This window comes from Roseitranquillus sediminis (genome assembly GCF_016918935.1).
In the GTDB taxonomy this organism is placed as follows: Bacteria; Pseudomonadota; Alphaproteobacteria; order Rhodobacterales; family Rhodobacteraceae; genus Roseitranquillus; species Roseitranquillus sediminis.
Genome location: NZ_JAFFOB010000018.1, coordinates 313173 through 332206, shown reverse-complemented (window position 1 = coordinate 332206; position 19034 = coordinate 313173). Strand labels below are relative to the sequence as shown.

Below are 19034 nucleotides of genomic sequence, written 5' to 3'. Positions count from 1 at the left end.
GTTGGGACTGAACCGGAGAAGGAGGGCGACGAGATGGCGTATCCATGCTCGCTGACACGGCGGCGCTTTTTGGCCGGAGCCTCGGCCGGGCTCGGTGGCGGGCTGCTCGGGTGGCGCCCGGCAGGCGCGCAGATCACCGACCTGCGCGGCTTCGATCCACTCTGGCGGGACGCGGACGAAGCGCTGGAAGCCTTCTTCGGCCACGTGGACTATGCCGGCGAAGGGCTTCGAATCGACCTGCCGCAGCACGCCGACGTGGGCAGTTCGGTTCCGCTCACCGTTCAGGTCGACAGTGCAATGACCGCCGACGACTACCCGGTGGTGATCCATGTGCTCGCACACGGGAACCCTACGCCGCACATATTGTCGGTCTGGTTCCTGCCGGGCGCGGGGCGGGCCGAGTTCAGCACACGCGTCCGGCTCGAGACCTCGCAGACCGTCACCGCCGCGGCGCAGATGAGCGACGGCCGACACATCCGCGTCGACCGCGACCTGTCGGTCAGCTTTGGCGCCTGCGGCCAGATCGGCTCGGGCAGCAACGCCGACATCGCGGCTTTCCAGCCCAAGACGCGCGTCAGCGTGCCGGCGACCGCCGAGCGCGGCGAGATCGTCCCGGTGCGCGCGGTAATCTCGCACCCGATGGAAACCGGCATGCGGCTAAACAGCACGCAGGAGTGGATTCGCAAGCGCATCATCTCGCGCTTCGGATGCACCTACGGCGGTGAGGAGATCTTCAAGGCCCGCCTCTATCCGGCCGTGGCGACCAACCCGTACTTCTCGTTCTACGCGCGTGCGGAGGAAAGCGGTCCCGTTTTCTTCAGCTGGTATGACATGACCGACTACACCTACGAGGACCAGGCGGTGATCTCGGTCGCCTGATCGCTGCGCCTGCGAAAGTCCGACAATCTTTGTAAGCTATTGCAGCCATTGGAAATTGGGCGGTGTGACTAGGCAATTTCCAATTGCCTGACCCAAGGTCTTCCGACAATACTGTCGCAGCACCCCTCAGGAGGAGAAGTCGGAGGGTTGGCTGGAGCGGCATGCGTCGCACCCGCCCAGCGGGGTATTGCGTAAAGCACGGGAGGAAATCCGATGAGTTTCACACTCAACGTCAACGGGACCGACTTTGAGGTCGATGTCGAGCCCGAGACGCCACTTCTATGGGTCATCCGGGACTCGGTCGGTCTCACCGGGACCAAGTACGGCTGCGGCATCGCGAAGTGCGGAGCCTGCACCGTCCACGTGGACGGCCAGCCGGTGAAGTCATGCAACGTAACCGCGGCGAGCGTCGCCGGGCGTGAGGTCACCACCATCGAGGGCCTGTCCCCCGACAACAGCCATCCGGTGCAGGTCGCCTGGAAGGAGCACACTGTGCCGCAGTGCGGCTACTGCCAGTCGGGCCAGATCATGTCGGCCGCTGCGCTGCTGGCGAGGACGCCGCAGCCGAGCGACCAGGAGATCGACGCGGCGATGGCAGACAACCTCTGCCGCTGCGGCACGTACCTTGCCATCCGCAAGGCCATCCACAGCGCCTCTCAGGCTTGATCGGAGAACAGGGAGATGACCAAGATCGAAGTATCCAGGCGCACCTTCATCCGGACGGCAGTCGCCGCCGGCGGAGGACTCATGCTGGGGTTCCAGGTTCCGGGACTCGCCGCTTACGCGCAATCCGTCACGCCCGAGCCCTGGAACGGGCTCGACCATGGCAACGAGATCAACGCATGGCTGACGATCGATCCTGAGGGGATCGTGACCGTCCGCTGCCCGCACACCGAAATGGGGCAGGGCGGGATGACCTCCGTCGGCATGATGATCGCCGAAGAGCTCAACACGCCGTGGGAGAACATCCGCGTCGTCATGGCCGACGCCAACCGTCACGTTACGGAAGGCGAGGTCTACGTCAACATGTCGACGGGCGGCTCGAACCTCGTCCGCAACCGGCACCCGCACATCATGCAGGCCGGCGCCTCTGCGCGCGAGCGGCTGAAGCAGGCGGCGGCCGAGGCGTGGGGCGTCGACCGCTCCGAGGTCACGGCCGAGCAGGGGACACTGACGGCGGGGAACAACAGCGCGGGCTATGGCGAGTTCGCCACCGCTGCGGCCGGCGTCAGCCTCGACGAAGAACCCGCGATCAAGGCGTATGGCGACTGGTGGCTTGTCGGGACGGAGATCCCGCGGGTCGACGTGCCGGTCAAGACGGACGGCTCGGCGGTCTATCCGATCGACGTGACCGTGCCCGACATGGTCTATGCCGCAGTCCGTGCCTGCCCGGTGCCCGGCGGCCGCCTCGTCAGCTTCGACGCTGACGCAGTCCGTGACCGGCCCGGCATCATCGACGTGATCGAGTTCACGCAAACCGCGGACGAACTGGCCAACGCGGACCTGCGCAGCGGCGTCGCCGTGATCGCGGACACATGGTACCGCGCGAAGACCGCGCTCGACCTGATGCCGATCGAGTGGGACTTCCAGGGCAACGACCAGTACAGCTACTCGGGGATGGACGCCGAGGCGCGCGAGCTCCTGATGCAGGAGGCGCAGCACGCCGAGGAGGTGCGGGGCGACCCGCGGCCCATGATCGCCGATAGCGACTCCGTCGTCGCCGGCGACTATGCCCGACCCTATGAGTGCACGGCTCCGATGTCGCCGCCGGCAGCCGTCGTCGACGTCAAGCCGGATCGCGTGGATGTCTGGAGCTTCACTCAAAACGTGGCTGGTACGCTTCTGCTGGTCGCGGAGCAGGTCGGAGTGGACCCGGCGCAGGTCTTCGTCCACGGCACCTACATCGGCGGCGGGTTCGGCTACGGCAACCATCACGACGCGGCACGTCAGGCGGCCGAAGCCTCCAAGCAGGTCGGACGGCCGGTCAAGGTCATCTGGTCGCGCGAGGAGGATCAGCGCCAGACGCGCACCCGTCCTCCGATCTGGGCTCGCTTCGAGGCGGTTCTGGGCGACGACGGCCTGCCGACTGCGGCGCTGGCGCGGACCGTGGCGGAGCCGAAGAACCCCGACTACGCCGACCGCGCCATCGCCAACATGCCGTACAACATCCCGAGCTATCGGTATGAGCGGCACATCGTGCAGGCGAACCCCCCCGTCGGTCCCAACCGGGCGCCGGGGGTCAACAACAACTGCTACTGCATAGAGCAGTTCGTCGACGAGATGGCGCTTGCCGGAGACTGGGATCCGCTGGAGTGGCGGATCAAGATGACCGAGGGCAACGAGCGCTACCAGCGCGTCCTCCTCAAGCTGAAGGAGGTTGCGGAGTTCACGCCGGAGCTTGGCCGCGGCATGGGCATGGGTGTCGCGGTGGTCGAGGACCACGGCACCATCGCCGGCTGCTGCGCGACCGTGGAGGTCACCCGCAGGGGAGCCCTCTACATCGACAAGATCCTGCTCGTGACGAACAGCGGTTATGTCTTCAACCCGCGTGCCGCGCGTGAACAGCTCGAGGGCTCGGTCGCCTGGGAGCTCAGCCACGCGCTCTACGGGGGGCTGCGTCTGGAGAACGGCCAGTTCGTCAACACCAACTTCGACACCTACAACATCATGCGGATCCCCGACATGCCGCCTGTGGAAGTGGTGTTCGCCTCTTCGGAGGATCAGTGGTGGGGCGGCTACGGCGAGCCCGGAGGTCCGCCGGCGCCGGCGGCGGTCGCGAACGCAATCTACTTCGCCACCGGCAAGCGGATCCGCACGACGCCGATCATGTCGCAGGACCTGACCTGGAGCTGATCTGCGCGCTCAGAGCAGAGTACGGGGCACGGCCGGGATCTTTCCCGGCCGTCTCCTTGTCGGCCGGTGACGGCCGACGGCGCCAACCGAAGATGTCACCGCAGGTGCGCGGCGCGGCCGCGTGCGAACCACCAAAAGCAGGTAGAAGCCGTTGATTAAGCGACTGTTGCTCATCCTCCTTGCCGGACTCGTGATCGTGGCCGGAGGAGCCTACGCCTATGCCACCCGCCACACCGCGATCGAGCCGATTGACCGGCCGGACCCTGCGTCCTTCGATCCGGCTCTCGTCGAGCGGGGCGAGGCGCTTGCCGGCCTCGGAAACTGCGGCGTCTGCCACACGACACAGGGCGGAGGCCGCTATGCCGGCGGGCTGGCCCTCCCGACGCCGTTCGGCACGATCTACACCACCAACATCACTCCCGATCCCGAGACCGGTATCGGTGCCTGGTCCGAGGAGGCGTTCATCCGCGCGATGCACCATGGCATCGATCGCGAGGGCAACCAGCTCTACCCGGCCTTTCCCTACGACTACTTCGCCAAGGTGACGGAGGACGACCTGCGGGCGATCTACGCCTACCTGATGAGCCAGGAACCGGTGGCGGCGGAGATATCGGAGAACGAGCTGGGTTTCCCGTACAACATGCGTCTGCTGCTCGAGGGCTGGAACTTCCTGTTCCTCGAGGATGGTGAGTTCGAGCCGGATCCGGAGCGGGACGAGGAGTGGAACCGCGGCGCCTACATTGTCGAGGGTCTGGGTCATTGCGGCGCCTGCCATTCTCCGCGCAACCGGTTCGGAGCACCGGCGAGAGGCGAGCCCGAAGCGTATGCGGGCGCGCGAGCTGAGGGCTGGTACGTGCCGCCGCTCGACGACACGACGCCGGCGCCGATCCCTTGGACGCAGATCGGTCTGGTGAATTACCTCATCGACGGCTGGGACAGTGATCACGGCATTGCCGCGGGCCCGATGCGGCCGGTGGTCGACGACCTCTACCAGCAGTCGGAGGACGACGTCTTCGCGATCGCGGCGTACGTTATGTCGCTCAAGGGCGGCGCGCTGTCGAACGAGGAGCAGACCGCGGTAGCGGACGAAGCGCGCGCCGTCGCCGAGCGGCTGGAGTGGGGCCACCCGGAGAACCCGCTGCTGCCGGAGGATCCGCTGCTTCAGGAGGGTGCACGGGTCTACGAGAGCCAGTGCGCCGACTGCCACAAGAGCGGCGGCCAGTCGGTACCGCTGGCCCTGATGACCTCGATCCACGCCCCGGACGCGGCGAACCTGGTGCATGTGACGTACAAAGGCATCCAGCCGGCGCCGCTGGGTTCGCTCGACCGCTCCATGCCGGCCCGTGCGATCCAGATCTCGGACGAGGAGATGGTCGCGCTGGCGATGTTCATCCGCGACAGGTTCAGCGACGAGCCGGCGTGGGAGAACGTAGAGGAGACCGTGCGTGAGGTGCGCGCTGAAGTCGAGGCAAAGCACTAGCGGCGGCGGAGGCTGGCGTCGCCTCGGGTCCGGACGGGGCGGCATTACTTGAAACGGCATCGTTTGGTTCGACCTCGGGCCTTTCTCCTGAAGGAGAAGAAATCGGACCACGCGCGGGCGGCGCCGGTATGGCGTCGTCCGGATCGTCTTCGGGGGAAGCTGCGAAAATCTGGCAGCTTTTCTCGCGGAAGGCGTTCTTTCTCGTATCAGGCTGGGACGGCTGCGCGGCCTGCCTAGAGCCGCTGCGTCATCGCTGACGTCGGAGACGGCCACGATCCGCCGGCGCGCGCTTCCCGCCGAACACGTGCGCAACTGTGTACAGTTGCATTTCCGGTGACCATTGTGGCAACGTGGGCAGGTGAGGAAGACCGGCAGAAGTCTTCGCTGCGATATTGGAGGAGGACTCATGGACGACTCGTCGCTGCCCAAGGTCATTGCCGAAGCGGACGACGGCATTGGCTGGGTGACGTTCAACAATCCGGCCCGCCGCAATGCCATGAGCCTCGAGATGTGGCAGCTGACGGACGCCGCCCTCGAGCGGTTCGAGAATGATCCGGACGTGCGCGTCGTGGTTCTGCGAGGCGCTGGCGACAAGGCCTTCATGTCCGGCGCAGACATCTCTCAGTTCGAGGACCAGAGAAAGAACGCCGAGCAGCAGGAGATGTATGCCAAGACCTCGGAGAGCGCGAAAGCGCGGCTCGCAGCGTTCGGCAAGCCGCTCGTGGCGATGATCCGGGGCTTCTGCATCGGCGGTGGTCTCGGCGTCGCCATTAGCGCGGACATCCGGATCGCTTCGGACGATTCACGCTTCGGGATTCCCGCGGCGAAGCTCGGCCTTGCCTACGGTTTCGACAGCTTGCGCAAGCTGACCGGACTTGTGGGCCCGGCCCTCGCCAAGGAGATCCTCTTCACCGGTCGTCGTCTCGACGCAGAGGAGGCGCTGCGCATCGGTCTGGTGAACCGCGTCGTGCCGGCCGAGCAGCTGGAGGCGACTGTCGTCGAACTCGCTGAAGAGATTGCCGGCAACGCACCGCTGACCATTCGTTCAACGAAGATCACCGTCGACAACGTGATGCGCGATCCGGAGCTGCGGGAGATGGACAAGGTCGAGGCAAGCTTCCGCGACTGCTTCGACAGCGACGATTATGCCGAGGGACGCCGCGCCTTCATGGAGAAGCGCAAACCCAATTTCACCGGCGCCTGAACGGCAGCGATAAAAAGCCAATCCCTTTGTCGTGGAGCTACGGATGCCTGAAGATCCGCTTCCCCTGGCGCGTTTCAACGTCCTGGAGCTGACGCTCGCTCGCGCGGGTCCGACGGCCGCGCGCCACCTTGCCGACTGGGGCGCGAACGTCCTTCGCGTCGAGCCGCCGAAGGCGCTGACGAGCCCCGAGGACTACACCGGAAAGCGCTTCGGGCCCGACCGGCTGAACCTGCACCGCAACAAGCGCTCCCTCACGCTCAACTTGAAGGAGCCCGAGGGCAAGGCGATCTTCATGGAGCTGGTGAAGACTGCCGACGTCATCGTCGAGAACATGCGCAGCAACGTGAAGCACCGGCTGGGCATCGACTACGAGAGCGTGAGCAAGATCAATCCCCGCATCGTCTACGGCTCGATCTCGGGGTTCGGTCAGACCGGACCCTACAAGGACCGCGCCGGCGTCGATCAGATCGTGCAGGGCATGGGCGGGATGATGTCGATCACCGGCACACCCGAATCCGGTCCGATCCGGGTGGGCACGGCCGTCATAGACCTGACCGCCGGCGGTTTTCTGGCCCAGGCGATCCTCATCGCGCTGCTCGAGCGCGAGGTGACCGGCAAGGGGCGCTTCGTGCACACGTCCCTCCTCGAGTCGATGATCTCGCTGCTCGACTTCCAGGCCGCGCGCTGGCTCATGGCCGGCGAGGTCGCAGGCCAGGCGGGCAACAACCATCCGACGTCGATCCCGAGCGGGCTTTTTCCGACCGCCGACGGGCAGATCCTGCTGGCCGCGGCAGGCGACCGCCTGTGGGAGCGCTTTTGCAAGACCGCGGGTGCGGAGCACTTCCTCGAAAACCCGGACTACAAGACAGGGCCAGACCGGCTGGCGCATCGGGACGAGCTGAACGAGAAAATCTCCGAGATCACGCGGACGAGGACCAGCCAGTACTGGTTCGACCTCTTCAGCGAGGCAGGGGTGCCCTGCGGGCCGATCAACACGATCGACAAGGTCTTCGCCGATGAGCAGGTGCAGCATCTGGGGATGGCACTGCCTGTGACCGACCCGCGACTTGGGCCACTCACCATGGTCGCACAGCCAAACAACATCGAAGGGCACAGCAAGGATGTGCGCAGTCCGCCGGCCGTACTCGGGGAACATACGGAGGAAGTTCTGCGCGACCTCGGCTATGACGCAGACAGGATCGCCGACCTCAAGTCGCGCGACATCGTCTGAGCCTCCCGGCGTCGAAGCCCGGCTCGATGGATGACGGCCAATCTCAGCCGCAGCCAGCCGTCAACGACGGAACTCCCGCGATGTCGAAGGTGCAGCGGCTTCGGGCGGCAAGGCCTAGGCGCCTGCGGGGTGTCCTGGCCCTCGACGATCTCGAGCCGCTGGCGCGCCGGCATCTACCGCGCCCCGTCTTTGGCTACATCCGGAGCGGGAGCGAGACCGACTTCTCGATGACTGACAACCGCGCGGCGTTCGCCGACTATGGCTTCGTCACGCGGGTGCTGCAGGACGTTTCTGGGCGCACGCTGCGGACCGACATCCTCGGGGAGAGCTACGACGCCCCGTTCGGCATCGCACCGATGGGCATGAGCGCACTGGCGGCTTACCGCGGCGACCTCGAACTCGCGGCCGCGGCGTCCGAGGCGAATGTCCCGATGATCGTCAGCGGCTCGTCCCTGATCCGGCTGGAGGAGATCAGGGCGGCGGCGCCCAAGGCCTGGTTCCAGGCCTACCTGCCGGGGGACGCCGGCAAGATCGAGGCTCTGGTCGACCGAGTGGCTCGAGCAGGGTTCGAGGTGCTCGTCCTGACCGTAGATACGCCGACCCGCGCGAACCGCGAGAGCAACATTCGGACGGGCTTCACGACCCCTCTCAAGCCGGGCCTGCGCTTGGCGTGGGATGGGATCTGCCGGCCACGCTGGACGGTCGGCACGCTGGCACGCACGCTCCTGTTGCATGGCATGCCGCACTTCGAGAACTCGTTTGCACACCGGGGCGCGCCGATCATTGCGCGCAACGTCGAGCGCGACTTCAGCAAGCGCGACCACCTGAACTGGACCCACTTCGACGCGATCCGCGCGCAGTGGAAGGGCCGCCTCCTGCTGAAGGGCGTGAGCAGCGTTGAGGATGCCGTGTCGGCACGTGCGCGGGGTGCCGACGGGGTCATCCTGTCGAACCATGGCGGGCGCCAGCTCGACGGAACGATTTCGCCGCTGCGGGTGCTTGAGCGTTCGCGTGATGCCGTAGGCGACTGGCCACTGATGATGGACGGCGGCATCCGACGCGGCACCGACGTGATGAAGGCGCTGGCGCTGGGCGCTGACTTCGTCTTCGTCGGCCGCCCGTTCCTTTATGCCGCGTCGCTGGCCGGCCGCGCGGGGGTGGCCTATGCAATCAGGATCCTTGCCGACGAGGTCGAGCGGAACATGGGCCTCATCGGCATCCGCAAGCCGGCGGAAATGAACCGCGATCTTCTGGTGCGGGTGTGCTGAGGCGCCAGGGGTTCGGTCAGGACTGCAGCGACTTGTCGCGGCGCCGGTTCAGCCAGCCAAAGAAGTAGGGCGCGAAGATGCCGAGCAGCGCGAAGGCGAAGAAGGCCAGCGCGATCGGCCGCTCTAGGAACATCGTGGCGTCCTGTTCGAAGATCAGCATCGACCGCTTGAGCGACGTCTCGAGGATGTCGCCGAGGATGATGCCGAGCGCGAGCGGCACGACCGAGAACCCGAACCGGGTCATGAAGTACCCGAGGATGCCGAAGCCCAGCATCACCCAGACGTCGAGCATGCTCTGGTCAAGCGAATAAGAGCCGATCACGGCCAGGAAGAAAACCGAGGGCCAGAGCAGCGCGTTCGGCACCAGCGTCAGGAGGGCGAAGAACTTTGCGCCGAGCAGCCCGAGGCCGAGCCAGGCGATGTTCGAGACCATCATGATGGCGAAGATCGCGTAGATGAATTCGGGCTGCTGGTTGAAAAGGTACGGGCCCGGCCGCACGCCCTGGGCTGTCAGCCCGACGAGGATCACCGCCGTGACGGAGCTGCCGGGAATGCCGAGGGCGAGGGTAGGGATCATGGCGCCGCCAACCGCCGAGTTGTTCGCCGACTCGGCCGCCGCCAGCCCCTCGATCGAGCCGTGACCAAACTCGGCCTTGTTCTTCGACCAGCGCCGGACCTCGTTGTAGGCCACCAGCGAGGCGACGGTGCCGCCCTCGGCGGGCAATATGCCGATGAAGGTGCCGATGCCCGAGCCCGCGAGCGTCGCCCGCCAGATGCGCTTGTAGTCGCTCCAGCTCGGCAGCTTCATCGCCTTCATGGCGATCCGCTCGACGACGACGTCGACCATGTGGGTCTGGCGCAGCAATTCGGTTATGGCGAAGAGACCGATCAGGATCGGGATGACCTTCAGGCCGCCGGTCATCTCCAGATAGCCGAATGTGAAGCGCTCCATCCCCGTGACGTAGTCGATGCCCACGGTCGCGAGCAGCAATCCGAATGCGGCGGCGATCAGGTTCTTGGCCGATCCCTCGCCGCTGATCGAGGCAACCATCGACAGGCCGAACACGGTCAGCGCGAAGTACTCCGGCGGGCCGAACTCGTAGGCCATCCGCGCCAGCAGTGGGGCGCCGATGATGAACACGATGACGCTGAAGATGCCCGCGAGCGTGCTCGCCACGGTGGCGATGCCGAGGGCTCGGCCTGCCTCTCCCTTCTTCGCCAGTGGATATCCGTCGAGGCAGGTCACCATGGCCGATGACGAGCCCGGCACGTTAACGAGGATGGCCGAGATCGCCCCCGCAAAGGCGTTGGAGCAGTAGATCGAGAGGAGCAGCGCCAGCGCCGGAACCGGCTCCATGATCATCGTGAAGGGCAGGAGCAGAGCGGTGGTCATTGTAGCTCCGATCCCCGGCAGGATGCCGATGCCGGTGCCGATCAGCAGGCCGATCAGGATCAGGCACAGGTTCCAGGGGTCGCCGACGACGGAGAGACCCTCGAGAAACGGAGTCATGAGCAATTCCTAAGGGAGCAGGTTCACGAGGACACCCTCGGGAAAGCGCACGCGAAGAAAGGTGCCGAACATCAGGTATAGCACTGCGGCGAGCACGAGGGCGTAGGCGAAGGTCGCGAGATAGCGCCGCATGCCCCAGAGCGGCACGCAGAGCACGACGAAGAAGATCATCCCGACGAAGAAGTCGATCCAGGTCGCCAGCGCCAGCGAGACGATCATTGCCGCCATGGTGGCGTAGGAGAGCGCGGGGACCGGTTCCGGGATGTGCGTCTCGCGCGTCCGGGACTCCACCAGCATGCCGATCACCAGCAGTAGGATGACAAGGATCACGCCCTGCGGGTAGCTGGCCGGCTGCATGCCCTGCGCGAGCGAGTCTGGGACCGTCCCGATCCTGGTGCTCAGGTAGTAGGCGTAGGCGCAGAACCCGGCCACGACGGCGGCAACGGTGAAGTCCGAGTATATCAGGGCCGTGAGGCCGCCCCTCTCGGGCGACCTCCGGCCGAAGCGCTTGCGTGACATCGGGCGTGATGTCCCGCCCGGCCTACATCAGGCCCAGCGCCGTGAGCGCCTCGACCGCCTCGTCGTGTTCGCGCTGGATCGCCTCCTCGAAGACCTCGCCCGAGGCGACGCTGTCGAGGGGAATGCCGGCGTTGCGCAGATAGGTCTGATAGCCCTCCGTCGCCATTGCCTGCGCGAAGCCGTCCCGCAGGGTCGCGACCCGGTCCTCGGGCGTGCAGTCGCGCACGGCGAAGCCGCGCAGCGTCGGACGCACGAGGTCCATCCCCAGCTCCTTCGCGGTGGGCACGTCGGGAAAATCCTCCTGCCGCTCCTCTGTGAACGCGATGATCGGCCTGATGTCGCCCGCGTCGATCATGGCGCCCGCCTCGCTGACCCCGACCATGCCGGCATCGAGGTCGCCTGCGACGACGCTGACCGCGGCCGTGCCACCCGAGTCGGACGGCACCGCCTGCGGCTGCATCAGGTCTCCGCGCTCTGCCATAAGGAAGACGGTGATGTGGTCGCCGCCACCGATTGTCACGAGGCCGATCGAGAGCGGCTCTTCCTTGGCGGCGGCGAGAAACTCCTCCGCCGTGGGATAGGGACCGTCAGCAGCGGTCATCAGGTAGATCGGGTCGACCGTCGCCCGTCCGATCCCGACCAGATCATCGATGCCGAAGGGCGACTTGCCCTGCGCAATGGTCGAGATCTGCGAGCTGGTGAGCGTGATCACGTTGTAGCCGTCGCACGGCTGCTGCATCACGTACTGGTGGGAGACCGCGCCCCCGGCTCCAGTCTTGCGGTTGATCGCGGCGTCCCAGCCCACCGTCTCGCGCAGCCCGGAGATCGCGGCGTTGGCGGTCAGGTCGGTACCGCCGCCCGCGCCGGCGTGCACCATGATGTCGATGGTCCGGTCAGGGAAATCATCTTGAGCCAGGCTCGCGCCCGGGATCGCCGCCATGGCCACCACGGCCATGCCAGCCGTCAGGATCTGACGCCGCAATTCCGCAGCAGTACAATCATTCCAGTCTTGCACCTGAATTTCCTCCACTGTGTCGCGAGAGCGTCCTCTTCGGGAGCGCCGTTTCCGGTCCGTGCTCTCATGGATATTCTTGTATTCCAGCGCGCACAGTGCAGGCAAGGATTCGATGGCGCAAGGTTCCGGGACGCATGGCGGCACGTAGAAGCTTTTGGAAATATTTGGCGCGGAAGGAATGCCTAAAAGCGGGAAGCAGAGCTATGCAGCGCAAGAATATGCCGATATCCTTCCGCATACAGCTGTGTGCCAACAGCGTATAGAGTGAGCGGAAACGGTCGTTCGGACCGAAGCCCACATCCAAAGGGAGGAACTTCATGACACGACACGGCAACATCGCATCCAGTTTGGTCGCCACGGTGGCGACCGCGACGGTCTTGGCCGCCGCGGCGGACACGGTCTCCGCCCAGGAAGGCCTCTCGTTCGAGGGGAAGCGGGTGGAGACCATCGTGCCTTTCGGCGAAGGCGGCGGAGCGGACACCTATTCGCGCTACATGGTGCAGAGACTTGCGCCGAAGCTCGCCGGCGAACCTACCATCGTCGTGCGCAACATTCCCGGTGGCGGGTCCGTCAACGGCGCCAACTGGTTCGCGCAGAACGCCGAGACCGACGGCACACACATCGCAGTAGCTTCGACCTCGACGACGCTCACCTACGCGATGACGCCGGACGATCCGCGCATCGAGTTCGACGCCAAGGACTGGAACGCGTTTCTCGCCTCGCCGATGGGCCGGGTGATCTACGTCCACGAGAAGACGGGCATCGAGTCGATCGAGGATCTTGCGAGCTACGACGGCGAGCTGATCATGGGTGTGCAGAGTCCCACCGGGAGCGACCTACCGAGCCTGCTGTCGCTCGACCTGCTTGGCGTGGAAATCAATCCAATCTTCGGGACAATGGGCGGCGACCAGCATCTGGCGTTCGAGCGCGGCGAGTTCACTGCCAACGCCGACGTGGCCTCGGCCTACATCCAGATGGCGCAACCGCTGGTTGACGCTGGCACCGCCGTGCCGCTCTTCGCCTTCGGTTATGCCAACGAGGCCGGCGAGATCGAGCGGGACCCGAACTTCCCCGACCTGCCGAGCTTCGTCGAGGCTTACGAGACCGTACATGGCGAGCCGCCGTCGGGCCCGGCTTTCGATGCCTGGAAGTCGCTTTTCTACATGGGCGTGATGAGTTCCAAGGCGATGGTCCTGCCGTCCGGCGCCTCGGACGAGGTGATTGCGGCCTACGACGCCGCCGCGGAGGCTCTGGTGAACGATCCCGCGTTCCAGGAGGAGTCGGGGGCCTACATCGGCGATTACCCGCAGCTTACTGGAGAGGCGGCGCGCGAGAGCCTGCGCAACGCCACGACGATCAGCGACGAGGCGCGCCAGTGGGTCGTCGATTGGCTGAACGAGAAGTACGACATCCAGATGTGATGCAGGGAGGCGCCGGCGATCTCCGCCGGCGCCTCACCGACGCGTTCGGACGTGACCGGCGCCGGCTCCGCCCGGCCGTTGAACGTGCCACTCTCAATGCCAAGACCACCGGATCCTCATGATCGACGCGCTGATTCCCGCACTCTTCAACCTCCTGACGCTGTCGCATCTCGGAATGCTGGGCCTCGGTGTGGTCATGGGCCTGACGGTGGGCATCCTGCCGGGACTGGGCGGCATCGCCGGGCTGTCGCTCATCCTGCCCTTCACCTTCGGGATGGACCCGTCGTTGGCGCTGGCGATGATGGTAGGCATCCTTGCGCCGATGCACACCTCCGACTCCTTTCCCGCAATCTTGATGGGCATTCCGGGCACGGCCTCGGCACAGGCCACGGTGCTGGACGGGTTTCCGCTGTCGAAGCAGGGCGAGGCGGCGCGTGCCCTCGCCGCGGCCTTCAGCGCTTCGATGATCGGCGGACTCATCGGCTCGCTGGTACTGACCGTAGCCGTCTTCGGTGCGCAACCGATCATACTCGCGATGGGGTTCGGCGAACTGATGATGCTGACGATCTTCGCGCTCTCGATGGTCGGCATGCTGACCGGGGCCAGCCCGCTCAAGGGCGTCGCGGCCGCCGGTGTCGGCCTGCTGGTCGGCACCATCGGGGGCGCCCCGGCGACGGGTGAGTTCCGCCTGCACTTCGGCACGGTCTACCTCGGCGACGGCTTCGCCCTGGTGATCGTCGGCCTCGGGCTCTTCGCGCTACCGGAGATCGTCGAGCTGCTGCGCCGGCACGGGACGATCTCCGAGAGCGGCCGGCTGGGCAGCGGCTGGATGGAGGGGCTTCGAGATACGATCCGGCACCGGTGGATCGTGATCCGTTGCTCGATCCTGGGCTGCATCCTCGGCGCGCTGCCCGGCCTTGGCGGCTCCGTCGCAGATTGGATCACCTATGGCCACGTCGTGCAGTCGAGCCGCGACAAGAGCCGGTTCGGCAAGGGCGACATTCGCGGCGTGATCGCGCCGGAATCGGCCAACAATGCCATTACCGGCGGCGCGATGATCCCGACGCTACTCTTCGGCATCCCGGGGTCCGGCAGCATGGCGATCCTGGTCGGTGGCTTCATCATGATCGGCATCCAGCCCGGACCGAGCATGATATCCAGCAATGCGGATCTCACCTTCACCATCATCTGGTCGCTGGCCATAGCCAATGTCGCCGGCGCGGGGCTCTGCTTTCTCATCGCCAATCCGGTGGCGCGGCTAACCACCATTCCTTACGCGCTGATCGGGCCGGTGATGATCGTCATCATCTTCTTCGGCGCGTTTCAGGCTACGCGCGGCTGGGCAGATTTCTTCGCGCTTCTCGGGATCGGCATTGTCGGCATCTACATGAAGCGCTTCGGCTGGCCGCGCCCCGCGCTCCTGATCGGCTTCGTTCTGTCGACGGGGCTCGAGAGCTCGTTCTACCGCGTGGCGCAGGTCTATGGCTTCTCGTTCCTCGAGCGCCCGATCGTGCTCGTCATCATTGCGCTTACGGTCCTCTCAATCCTCGTGGCCTGGCGCAGCCGGCCGCGACCCGATTCCACAAAGGCGGCTGAGCCGGCGCCTCCGCTGGTCGCGCGCCTCCCGCAGCTCGTCTTCACCGGAGCGCTGATCGCCTTCACGCTCGCGGTGATCGCCGAGGCGCTTCAGACGAGCTACCTCGGGCGGATCTTTCCGCTCACGGCAGGCCTGATCACGCTCGCGATCCTCCTCATGGTGCTTCGTACACAAGCGATGCAGCGGACAGTCGGACCCGCGCTGCAGGACGACGAGGGCCAGGACGAATATGCGCGGGGAAACCTGCACTACCTGATCTGGCTCGTCGGCTTTCTCTGTCTCGTCGGGCTGGTGGGCTTCCCGCTCGGCGCCGCGGCCTTCGTGATCGTCTTTACCCGCGCGAAGACCGACGCGCCATTCTGGCTGACGGCGGCGCTGGCGATCTTCAGCACGGGCGTGCTGCTGACACTCTCCTACTTCCTGATCCTCGACTATCCGAACGGCCTGATCGACCGCTTCATCGACCTGCCCTGGTGGATGGCCTGAGCTAGAGTGCGCCGTCCGACCGGCGCAGCACCGGGAACAGCAGCGGCGCGATTGTGTAGACCATGAAGATGCGGCTGACCTGGCAGGCGATGACGAAGGCGGCCTCGACGCCGATAGCATAGGCGATAATGGTCATCTCCGCGGTTCCGCCGGGACTGAACGCCAGAACGAGGGCCAAATACGGCTGATCGGTCAGAAGCATGCCCGCCGCCGCCAACGACAGAGACAGGCCGAGCAGGATTGCGGTCCAGATCAGGCCGTGCGTCAGCAGGCCTCCGACCTCGCGCCAGCGGATGCCGACGAATCGTGCGCCGGTGGACGCGCCGATCACCACCAGCACCAGGGAGACGATCCAGGCAGGTGGCGACATCTCCGTCACCCCCAGCCCGTGCACGAGCGCGCTGAATACCAGCGTCGTCACCATGACGCCGCCCGGGACCCGGACGCGCCTGGCCAGGATGTATCCCGCAACGCCGCATGCCCCGAGGACCAGCCAGTCGAACAGGGCGCCGTCTTGATTAGGCCTTGCCGGGGCGGCAGAGCCTGACAGGTCCTGACCGAGGAGCGTCTGGACCATCAGGGGCAGCAACGTCACCACGACAACGATCCGCAGCGCATGCACCATGACGAGACCTCGAACATCCCCGCCCAGTGTCCCGCCGAGCAAGGTGAGTTCGGCCAGTCCTCCGGGCGACGAAGCGAAGAACGCGGTCGCCCGATCAAGCTTGGCGAACCTCGTGAAGTAGAAATACCCCGCGCCGAGCGAGGCGAGGGTGAAGCAAAGGACGAGCAGCAGCGCCGGCCACCAGAGCGGCAGGCTGGCCATGACGGCCGGCGTGAAGGCGCTGCCCGCGAGCAGACCGATGACCGGACGCGCGAGATCTCTGATCGCGACAGGCATCAGCCATGGCCGACCGTTCACGGCGACAATGGCGGAGGCTGTCAGAGAGCCCAGCATCCATGGCAGGGGAAGCCCGGCGAGCCAGAACGCGCTGCCGCCAAGCGCCCCCACCGCGAATGCGGCGGCGACATTACCTGCGGCTCGCACTCATTCCAATTCCGTCCTGCGCCGGCAGTTGCGGAGAGTCACCCCGCAGCCCCGCCCGGCGCTTTGGGAGCGACTCCCTCCGGCGCCTCGCTGCCGCTTCGGAAGCGGTGGACGCTGGTGCCGCTCGCCACGAGCGTACCGTCCTCGGAATGGACCTCGGTGTCGGCAAAGTAGATCTTCCGCCCGGCAAACTTCCGCCTTCCGGTGACGGTCAGAACCCCTGCGCGCGTCTGCGCCACGAAATTGCAGGTAAGCGACAGGGTTACACCATAGCGCCGATTGCCCGGCACCGTGCAGTAGAGCCCGCAGAAGCCGGCGCCGTGGTCGAGGAGCGTGGCGAGGACCCCGCCGTGCACCACTCCTGCGCGGTTGAGGTGATGCGGCTGCACTTCCAGGGAAATCCGTGCGAAGCCGTCGCGCCACTCCTCCACTCGTGTGCCGAGAAGGTCGAGGAACGGGCTTTCACTTTTATGGGCGGCGTCAGTCATTCATGCGGTCTCCACGTGTTTGGCTGGGCGAGGCCCGTGCGGAGGGAACAAATGCTCGGCCTCTCCACATCGAGGCAGCCGATCCTCTTCATCACCGCGACAATGCCGGATATCCAGCTGAATGCAAACGTATAACAGGTCGCTCGCGCCGCATCCCCAGTCGGCGTGGTTTCGCCCATTGACCCCGATACCGCGTGTATGCCGCCTCGACCGATGCACGTCGTGGGCGAGAAACATCTGGAGTCAGATCGCAAGCCCTCTAGTGTGATCGAGCCACGTACAGGCACACACGCAGCTGCTGCCGGCGCACCGGGCCCGCAGCGATGCGCACTTTGGGAGGACCACATGCGACAGCTTCTTGTTACCACCACCATACTTGCGCTTGCCGCCTCCGCTGGCACTGCGCAGCAGGCACCGGCAGAGGGCGGGTTCGTCGCCGGCGAGCCGCTTGGCGTTACAACCGACGGCGAGACGACCGCGATGTCGGACAACGTCAAGGTCTTCGGCTCGTTCATCTTCGCCGAGAGCTGCAGCTACGACGAGGGCCGCGACCTGATCATCGTGGTCAACCGCGGCGCCGGCCAGGCGCAGATCCCGAACGACGGCTTCGTCTCGCTCATCAATCACGACGGCTCGGTACACACCGCAAAATGGATTGGCGCCAGTCGCGACGGGCTGGTGCTGAACGATCCGCTCGGCAGCGACATCGGAGGCGGCATGCTCTACGTGGCCGACCGCGACGGCGGCACCTCCGAGGATGAGCCGACGGTGGCGGTGATACGCATGTTCGACCTCGAGAGCGGGGCACCGGCGGGCGAGATGCGCGTCGAGGGTTCGCCTTGGCTCAACGATATCGAGGTTGCCGAGGATGGAACCGTCTACGCCAGCCAGAGCGGCGATAGCGGCCCGGATGCCGACCCCACCAGCTGGCGGCTCTACCGCATCACGCCCGAGGGCGAGGCGACGATCATCGTCGAGGGCGCGCCCCTTGCTCGGCCGAACGGGGTCGCATTCGACGGCGACGGCAACGTGGTGGTGGTCAATATCGAGAGCGACGACGTACTGACCTACTCGCCGGAGGGCGAACTGCTGAACACCGAAAAGGCGGCGCAGCCCGGCAGTGATGGCCTCGTCATCATGCCGGACGGGACCAAGTACGTGAGCAGCGTCCGGCGGGGCGGCGTATCGCGCATCCCGCCCGATGGTGAAGCCGAACTGATCGCCGTCGGAATCCCCAGCGCAGCCTCCATGTGCTACGACGCCGGTGCGAACCAACTCGCCATCCCGATGAACCCGAACAACGCCCTGGCGCTGGTGCCTCTCGAAGCCTCCGGCGGCAACTGAGACCGTCGCGAAATCAAGCGCTCTGACTACTTCTGTGCCAGCCGGGACATTCCCGGTGATCGCGTTCTCCCGGGGCAGGCAAGCCTCTCCGGGGGAACCCTCTCTTCGCGCACCTTCTGGCGAGGTGCCCGGCAAGTCCCGAGGCCGGCCGCCAATGCACGTCCTCGAGCCGGCGCACCGATCTCGACCGAGGCGCAGCACTGTCTGGATATGAGCGCAGCGGCGCTCGGCGTCAGATCGAACTGCAACCAAAGTGAACGGGAGGAGTTGACGCTGGGTCAGAGGAGGAGGACCCAACATGTCTTACATATCCACAACGCTCGTCGGGGCCCTGATCGCTGTGCAGCTTCCCATAGCTGCGATGGCACAGGAGCAGCAGGAGGGCGAGGCATTCGACCTCGAAATGACCTGCGCGCAATTCAACGAACTTGACGAGGAGGGGCGGACGCAGGCGATGGAGGCGCTGGCGACCGAGATCGGCATGAGCGAGCAGGAAGCCGATGATCAGACCCAGGCGATGCACCTGGCAACAATGACGACCGATTGCGAGGTCGCCCCCGAGATGACCGCGATGGAGGCGTTCCAGAACGCCATGGACAATCCGGGCTAATCATCTGCCGCAGCGCACGGAGGTGCGCGACAACTCGGCTCTTGACGTAGTGAAGTGCCGAAGGTGATCCTCCTTCGGTAC

16 protein-coding genes are annotated in these 19034 nt (G+C 65.8%); 11 read left to right on the top strand and 5 right to left on the bottom strand.

The window, feature by feature from the left end:
* The first annotated feature begins 33 nt into the window (after nt 1-33).
* The 7 genes from JM664_RS13445 (at nt 34) to JM664_RS13415 (ending at nt 8915) form a co-directional block, all read left to right on the top strand.
* The gene (locus JM664_RS13445; RefSeq protein ID WP_227420434.1) at nt 34-879 is read left to right on the top strand and encodes a thiosulfate oxidation carrier protein SoxY; all 846 of its coding nucleotides are present in this window, start codon (nt 34-36) and stop codon (nt 877-879) included.
* 213 nt (nt 880-1092) lie between these two features.
* Complete coding sequence (locus tag JM664_RS13440) at nt 1093-1545, top strand: (2Fe-2S)-binding protein (protein WP_227420433.1); 453 nt, start codon at nt 1093-1095, stop codon at nt 1543-1545.
* Between the two features lie 15 nt (nt 1546-1560).
* Nucleotides 1561-3732 (top strand): xanthine dehydrogenase family protein molybdopterin-binding subunit, encoded by a 2172-nt coding sequence (locus JM664_RS13435; protein WP_227420432.1) that lies wholly within the window; start codon nt 1561-1563, stop codon nt 3730-3732.
* A gap of 151 nt (nt 3733-3883) precedes the next feature.
* The gene (locus JM664_RS13430; protein WP_227420431.1) at nt 3884-5212 is read left to right on the top strand and encodes a cytochrome c; all 1329 of its coding nucleotides are present in this window, start codon (nt 3884-3886) and stop codon (nt 5210-5212) included.
* A 406-nt stretch (nt 5213-5618) separates the two neighbouring features.
* Nucleotides 5619-6416, top strand: coding sequence for an enoyl-CoA hydratase (locus tag JM664_RS13425; RefSeq protein WP_227420430.1), 798 nt, complete (start codon nt 5619-5621; stop codon nt 6414-6416).
* Between the two features lie 43 nt (nt 6417-6459).
* Nucleotides 6460-7647, top strand: coding sequence for a CaiB/BaiF CoA transferase family protein (locus JM664_RS13420; protein WP_227420429.1), 1188 nt, complete (start codon nt 6460-6462; stop codon nt 7645-7647).
* Nucleotides 7648-7727: 80 nt separating this feature from the next.
* On the top strand, nt 7728-8915 hold the full coding sequence (locus JM664_RS13415) for an alpha-hydroxy acid oxidase (protein WP_227420428.1): 1188 nt from the start codon (nt 7728-7730) through the stop codon (nt 8913-8915).
* 16 nt (nt 8916-8931) lie between these two features.
* Here the strand turns inward: JM664_RS13415 and JM664_RS13410 are convergent, their stop codons facing one another.
* Genes JM664_RS13410 through JM664_RS13400 form a run of 3 tightly spaced genes read right to left on the bottom strand, consistent with a single transcriptional unit; the run spans nt 8932 to nt 11899 of the window.
* Nucleotides 8932-10425, bottom strand: a complete 1494-nt coding sequence (locus tag JM664_RS13410) for a tripartite tricarboxylate transporter permease (protein WP_227420427.1) — start codon at nt 10423-10425, stop codon at nt 8932-8934.
* A gap of 9 nt (nt 10426-10434) precedes the next feature.
* The gene (locus JM664_RS13405) at nt 10435-10944 is read right to left on the bottom strand and encodes a tripartite tricarboxylate transporter TctB family protein (RefSeq protein WP_227420426.1); all 510 of its coding nucleotides are present in this window, start codon (nt 10942-10944) and stop codon (nt 10435-10437) included.
* A gap of 22 nt (nt 10945-10966) precedes the next feature.
* Entirely contained in the window at nt 10967-11899 is a 933-nt protein-coding gene (locus JM664_RS13400) for a Bug family tripartite tricarboxylate transporter substrate binding protein (RefSeq protein WP_227420425.1), read from the bottom strand.
* A gap of 377 nt (nt 11900-12276) precedes the next feature.
* Here JM664_RS13400 and JM664_RS13395 point away from each other — a divergent pair, with 377 nt between their 5' ends.
* Nucleotides 12277-13380, top strand: a complete 1104-nt coding sequence (locus JM664_RS13395) for a type 2 periplasmic-binding domain-containing protein (protein WP_227420424.1) — start codon at nt 12277-12279, stop codon at nt 13378-13380.
* Nucleotides 13381-13498: 118 nt separating this feature from the next.
* Complete coding sequence (locus JM664_RS13390; protein ID WP_227420423.1) at nt 13499-15463, top strand: tripartite tricarboxylate transporter permease; 1965 nt, start codon at nt 13499-13501, stop codon at nt 15461-15463.
* 1 nt (nt 15464) lies between these two features.
* On the opposite strand, the gene JM664_RS13385 is transcribed toward JM664_RS13390, so the two are convergent.
* Both JM664_RS13385 and JM664_RS13380 read right to left on the bottom strand, forming a co-directional pair.
* Nucleotides 15465-16511, bottom strand: a complete 1047-nt coding sequence (locus JM664_RS13385; RefSeq protein ID WP_319637537.1) for an AbrB family transcriptional regulator — start codon at nt 16509-16511, stop codon at nt 15465-15467.
* Between the two features lie 38 nt (nt 16512-16549).
* Nucleotides 16550-16999, bottom strand: coding sequence for a PaaI family thioesterase (locus JM664_RS13380; protein ID WP_227420421.1), 450 nt, complete (start codon nt 16997-16999; stop codon nt 16550-16552).
* Between the two features lie 345 nt (nt 17000-17344).
* Between JM664_RS13380 and JM664_RS13375 the strand changes: the two genes are divergently transcribed.
* Entirely contained in the window at nt 17345-18343 is a 999-nt protein-coding gene (locus JM664_RS13375; protein ID WP_227420420.1) for an SMP-30/gluconolactonase/LRE family protein, read from the top strand.
* Between the two features lie 298 nt (nt 18344-18641).
* The gene (locus tag JM664_RS13370; RefSeq protein WP_227420419.1) at nt 18642-18953 is read left to right on the top strand and encodes an HdeA/HdeB family chaperone; all 312 of its coding nucleotides are present in this window, start codon (nt 18642-18644) and stop codon (nt 18951-18953) included.
* Nucleotides 18954-19034 lie beyond the last annotated feature (81 nt).

Excerpts from the sequence above, each read along its gene's own strand:
- JM664_RS13380 (WP_227420421.1), bottom strand. The coding sequence starts at position 16,999 with ATGACTGACGCCGCCCATAAAAGTGAAAGCCCGTTCCTCGACCTTCTC.
- JM664_RS13440 (WP_227420433.1), top strand. The coding sequence starts at position 1,093 with ATGAGTTTCACACTCAACGTCAACGGGACCGACTTTGAGGTCGATGTC.
- JM664_RS13405 (WP_227420426.1), bottom strand. The coding sequence starts at position 10,944 with ATGTCACGCAAGCGCTTCGGCCGGAGGTCGCCCGAGAGGGGCGGCCTC.
- JM664_RS13445 (WP_227420434.1), top strand. The coding sequence starts at position 34 with ATGGCGTATCCATGCTCGCTGACACGGCGGCGCTTTTTGGCCGGAGCC.
- JM664_RS13375 (WP_227420420.1), top strand. The coding sequence starts at position 17,345 with ATGCGACAGCTTCTTGTTACCACCACCATACTTGCGCTTGCCGCCTCC.
- JM664_RS13420 (WP_227420429.1), top strand. The coding sequence starts at position 6,460 with ATGCCTGAAGATCCGCTTCCCCTGGCGCGTTTCAACGTCCTGGAGCTG.
- JM664_RS13410 (WP_227420427.1), bottom strand. The coding sequence starts at position 10,425 with ATGACTCCGTTTCTCGAGGGTCTCTCCGTCGTCGGCGACCCCTGGAAC.
- JM664_RS13415 (WP_227420428.1), top strand. The coding sequence starts at position 7,728 with ATGTCGAAGGTGCAGCGGCTTCGGGCGGCAAGGCCTAGGCGCCTGCGG.
- JM664_RS13400 (WP_227420425.1), bottom strand. The coding sequence starts at position 11,899 with ATGGCCGTGGTGGCCATGGCGGCGATCCCGGGCGCGAGCCTGGCTCAA.
- JM664_RS13395 (WP_227420424.1), top strand. The coding sequence starts at position 12,277 with ATGACACGACACGGCAACATCGCATCCAGTTTGGTCGCCACGGTGGCG.
- JM664_RS13425 (WP_227420430.1), top strand. The coding sequence starts at position 5,619 with ATGGACGACTCGTCGCTGCCCAAGGTCATTGCCGAAGCGGACGACGGC.
- JM664_RS13370 (WP_227420419.1), top strand. The coding sequence starts at position 18,642 with ATGTCTTACATATCCACAACGCTCGTCGGGGCCCTGATCGCTGTGCAG.
- JM664_RS13435 (WP_227420432.1), top strand. The coding sequence starts at position 1,561 with ATGACCAAGATCGAAGTATCCAGGCGCACCTTCATCCGGACGGCAGTC.
- JM664_RS13390 (WP_227420423.1), top strand. The coding sequence starts at position 13,499 with ATGATCGACGCGCTGATTCCCGCACTCTTCAACCTCCTGACGCTGTCG.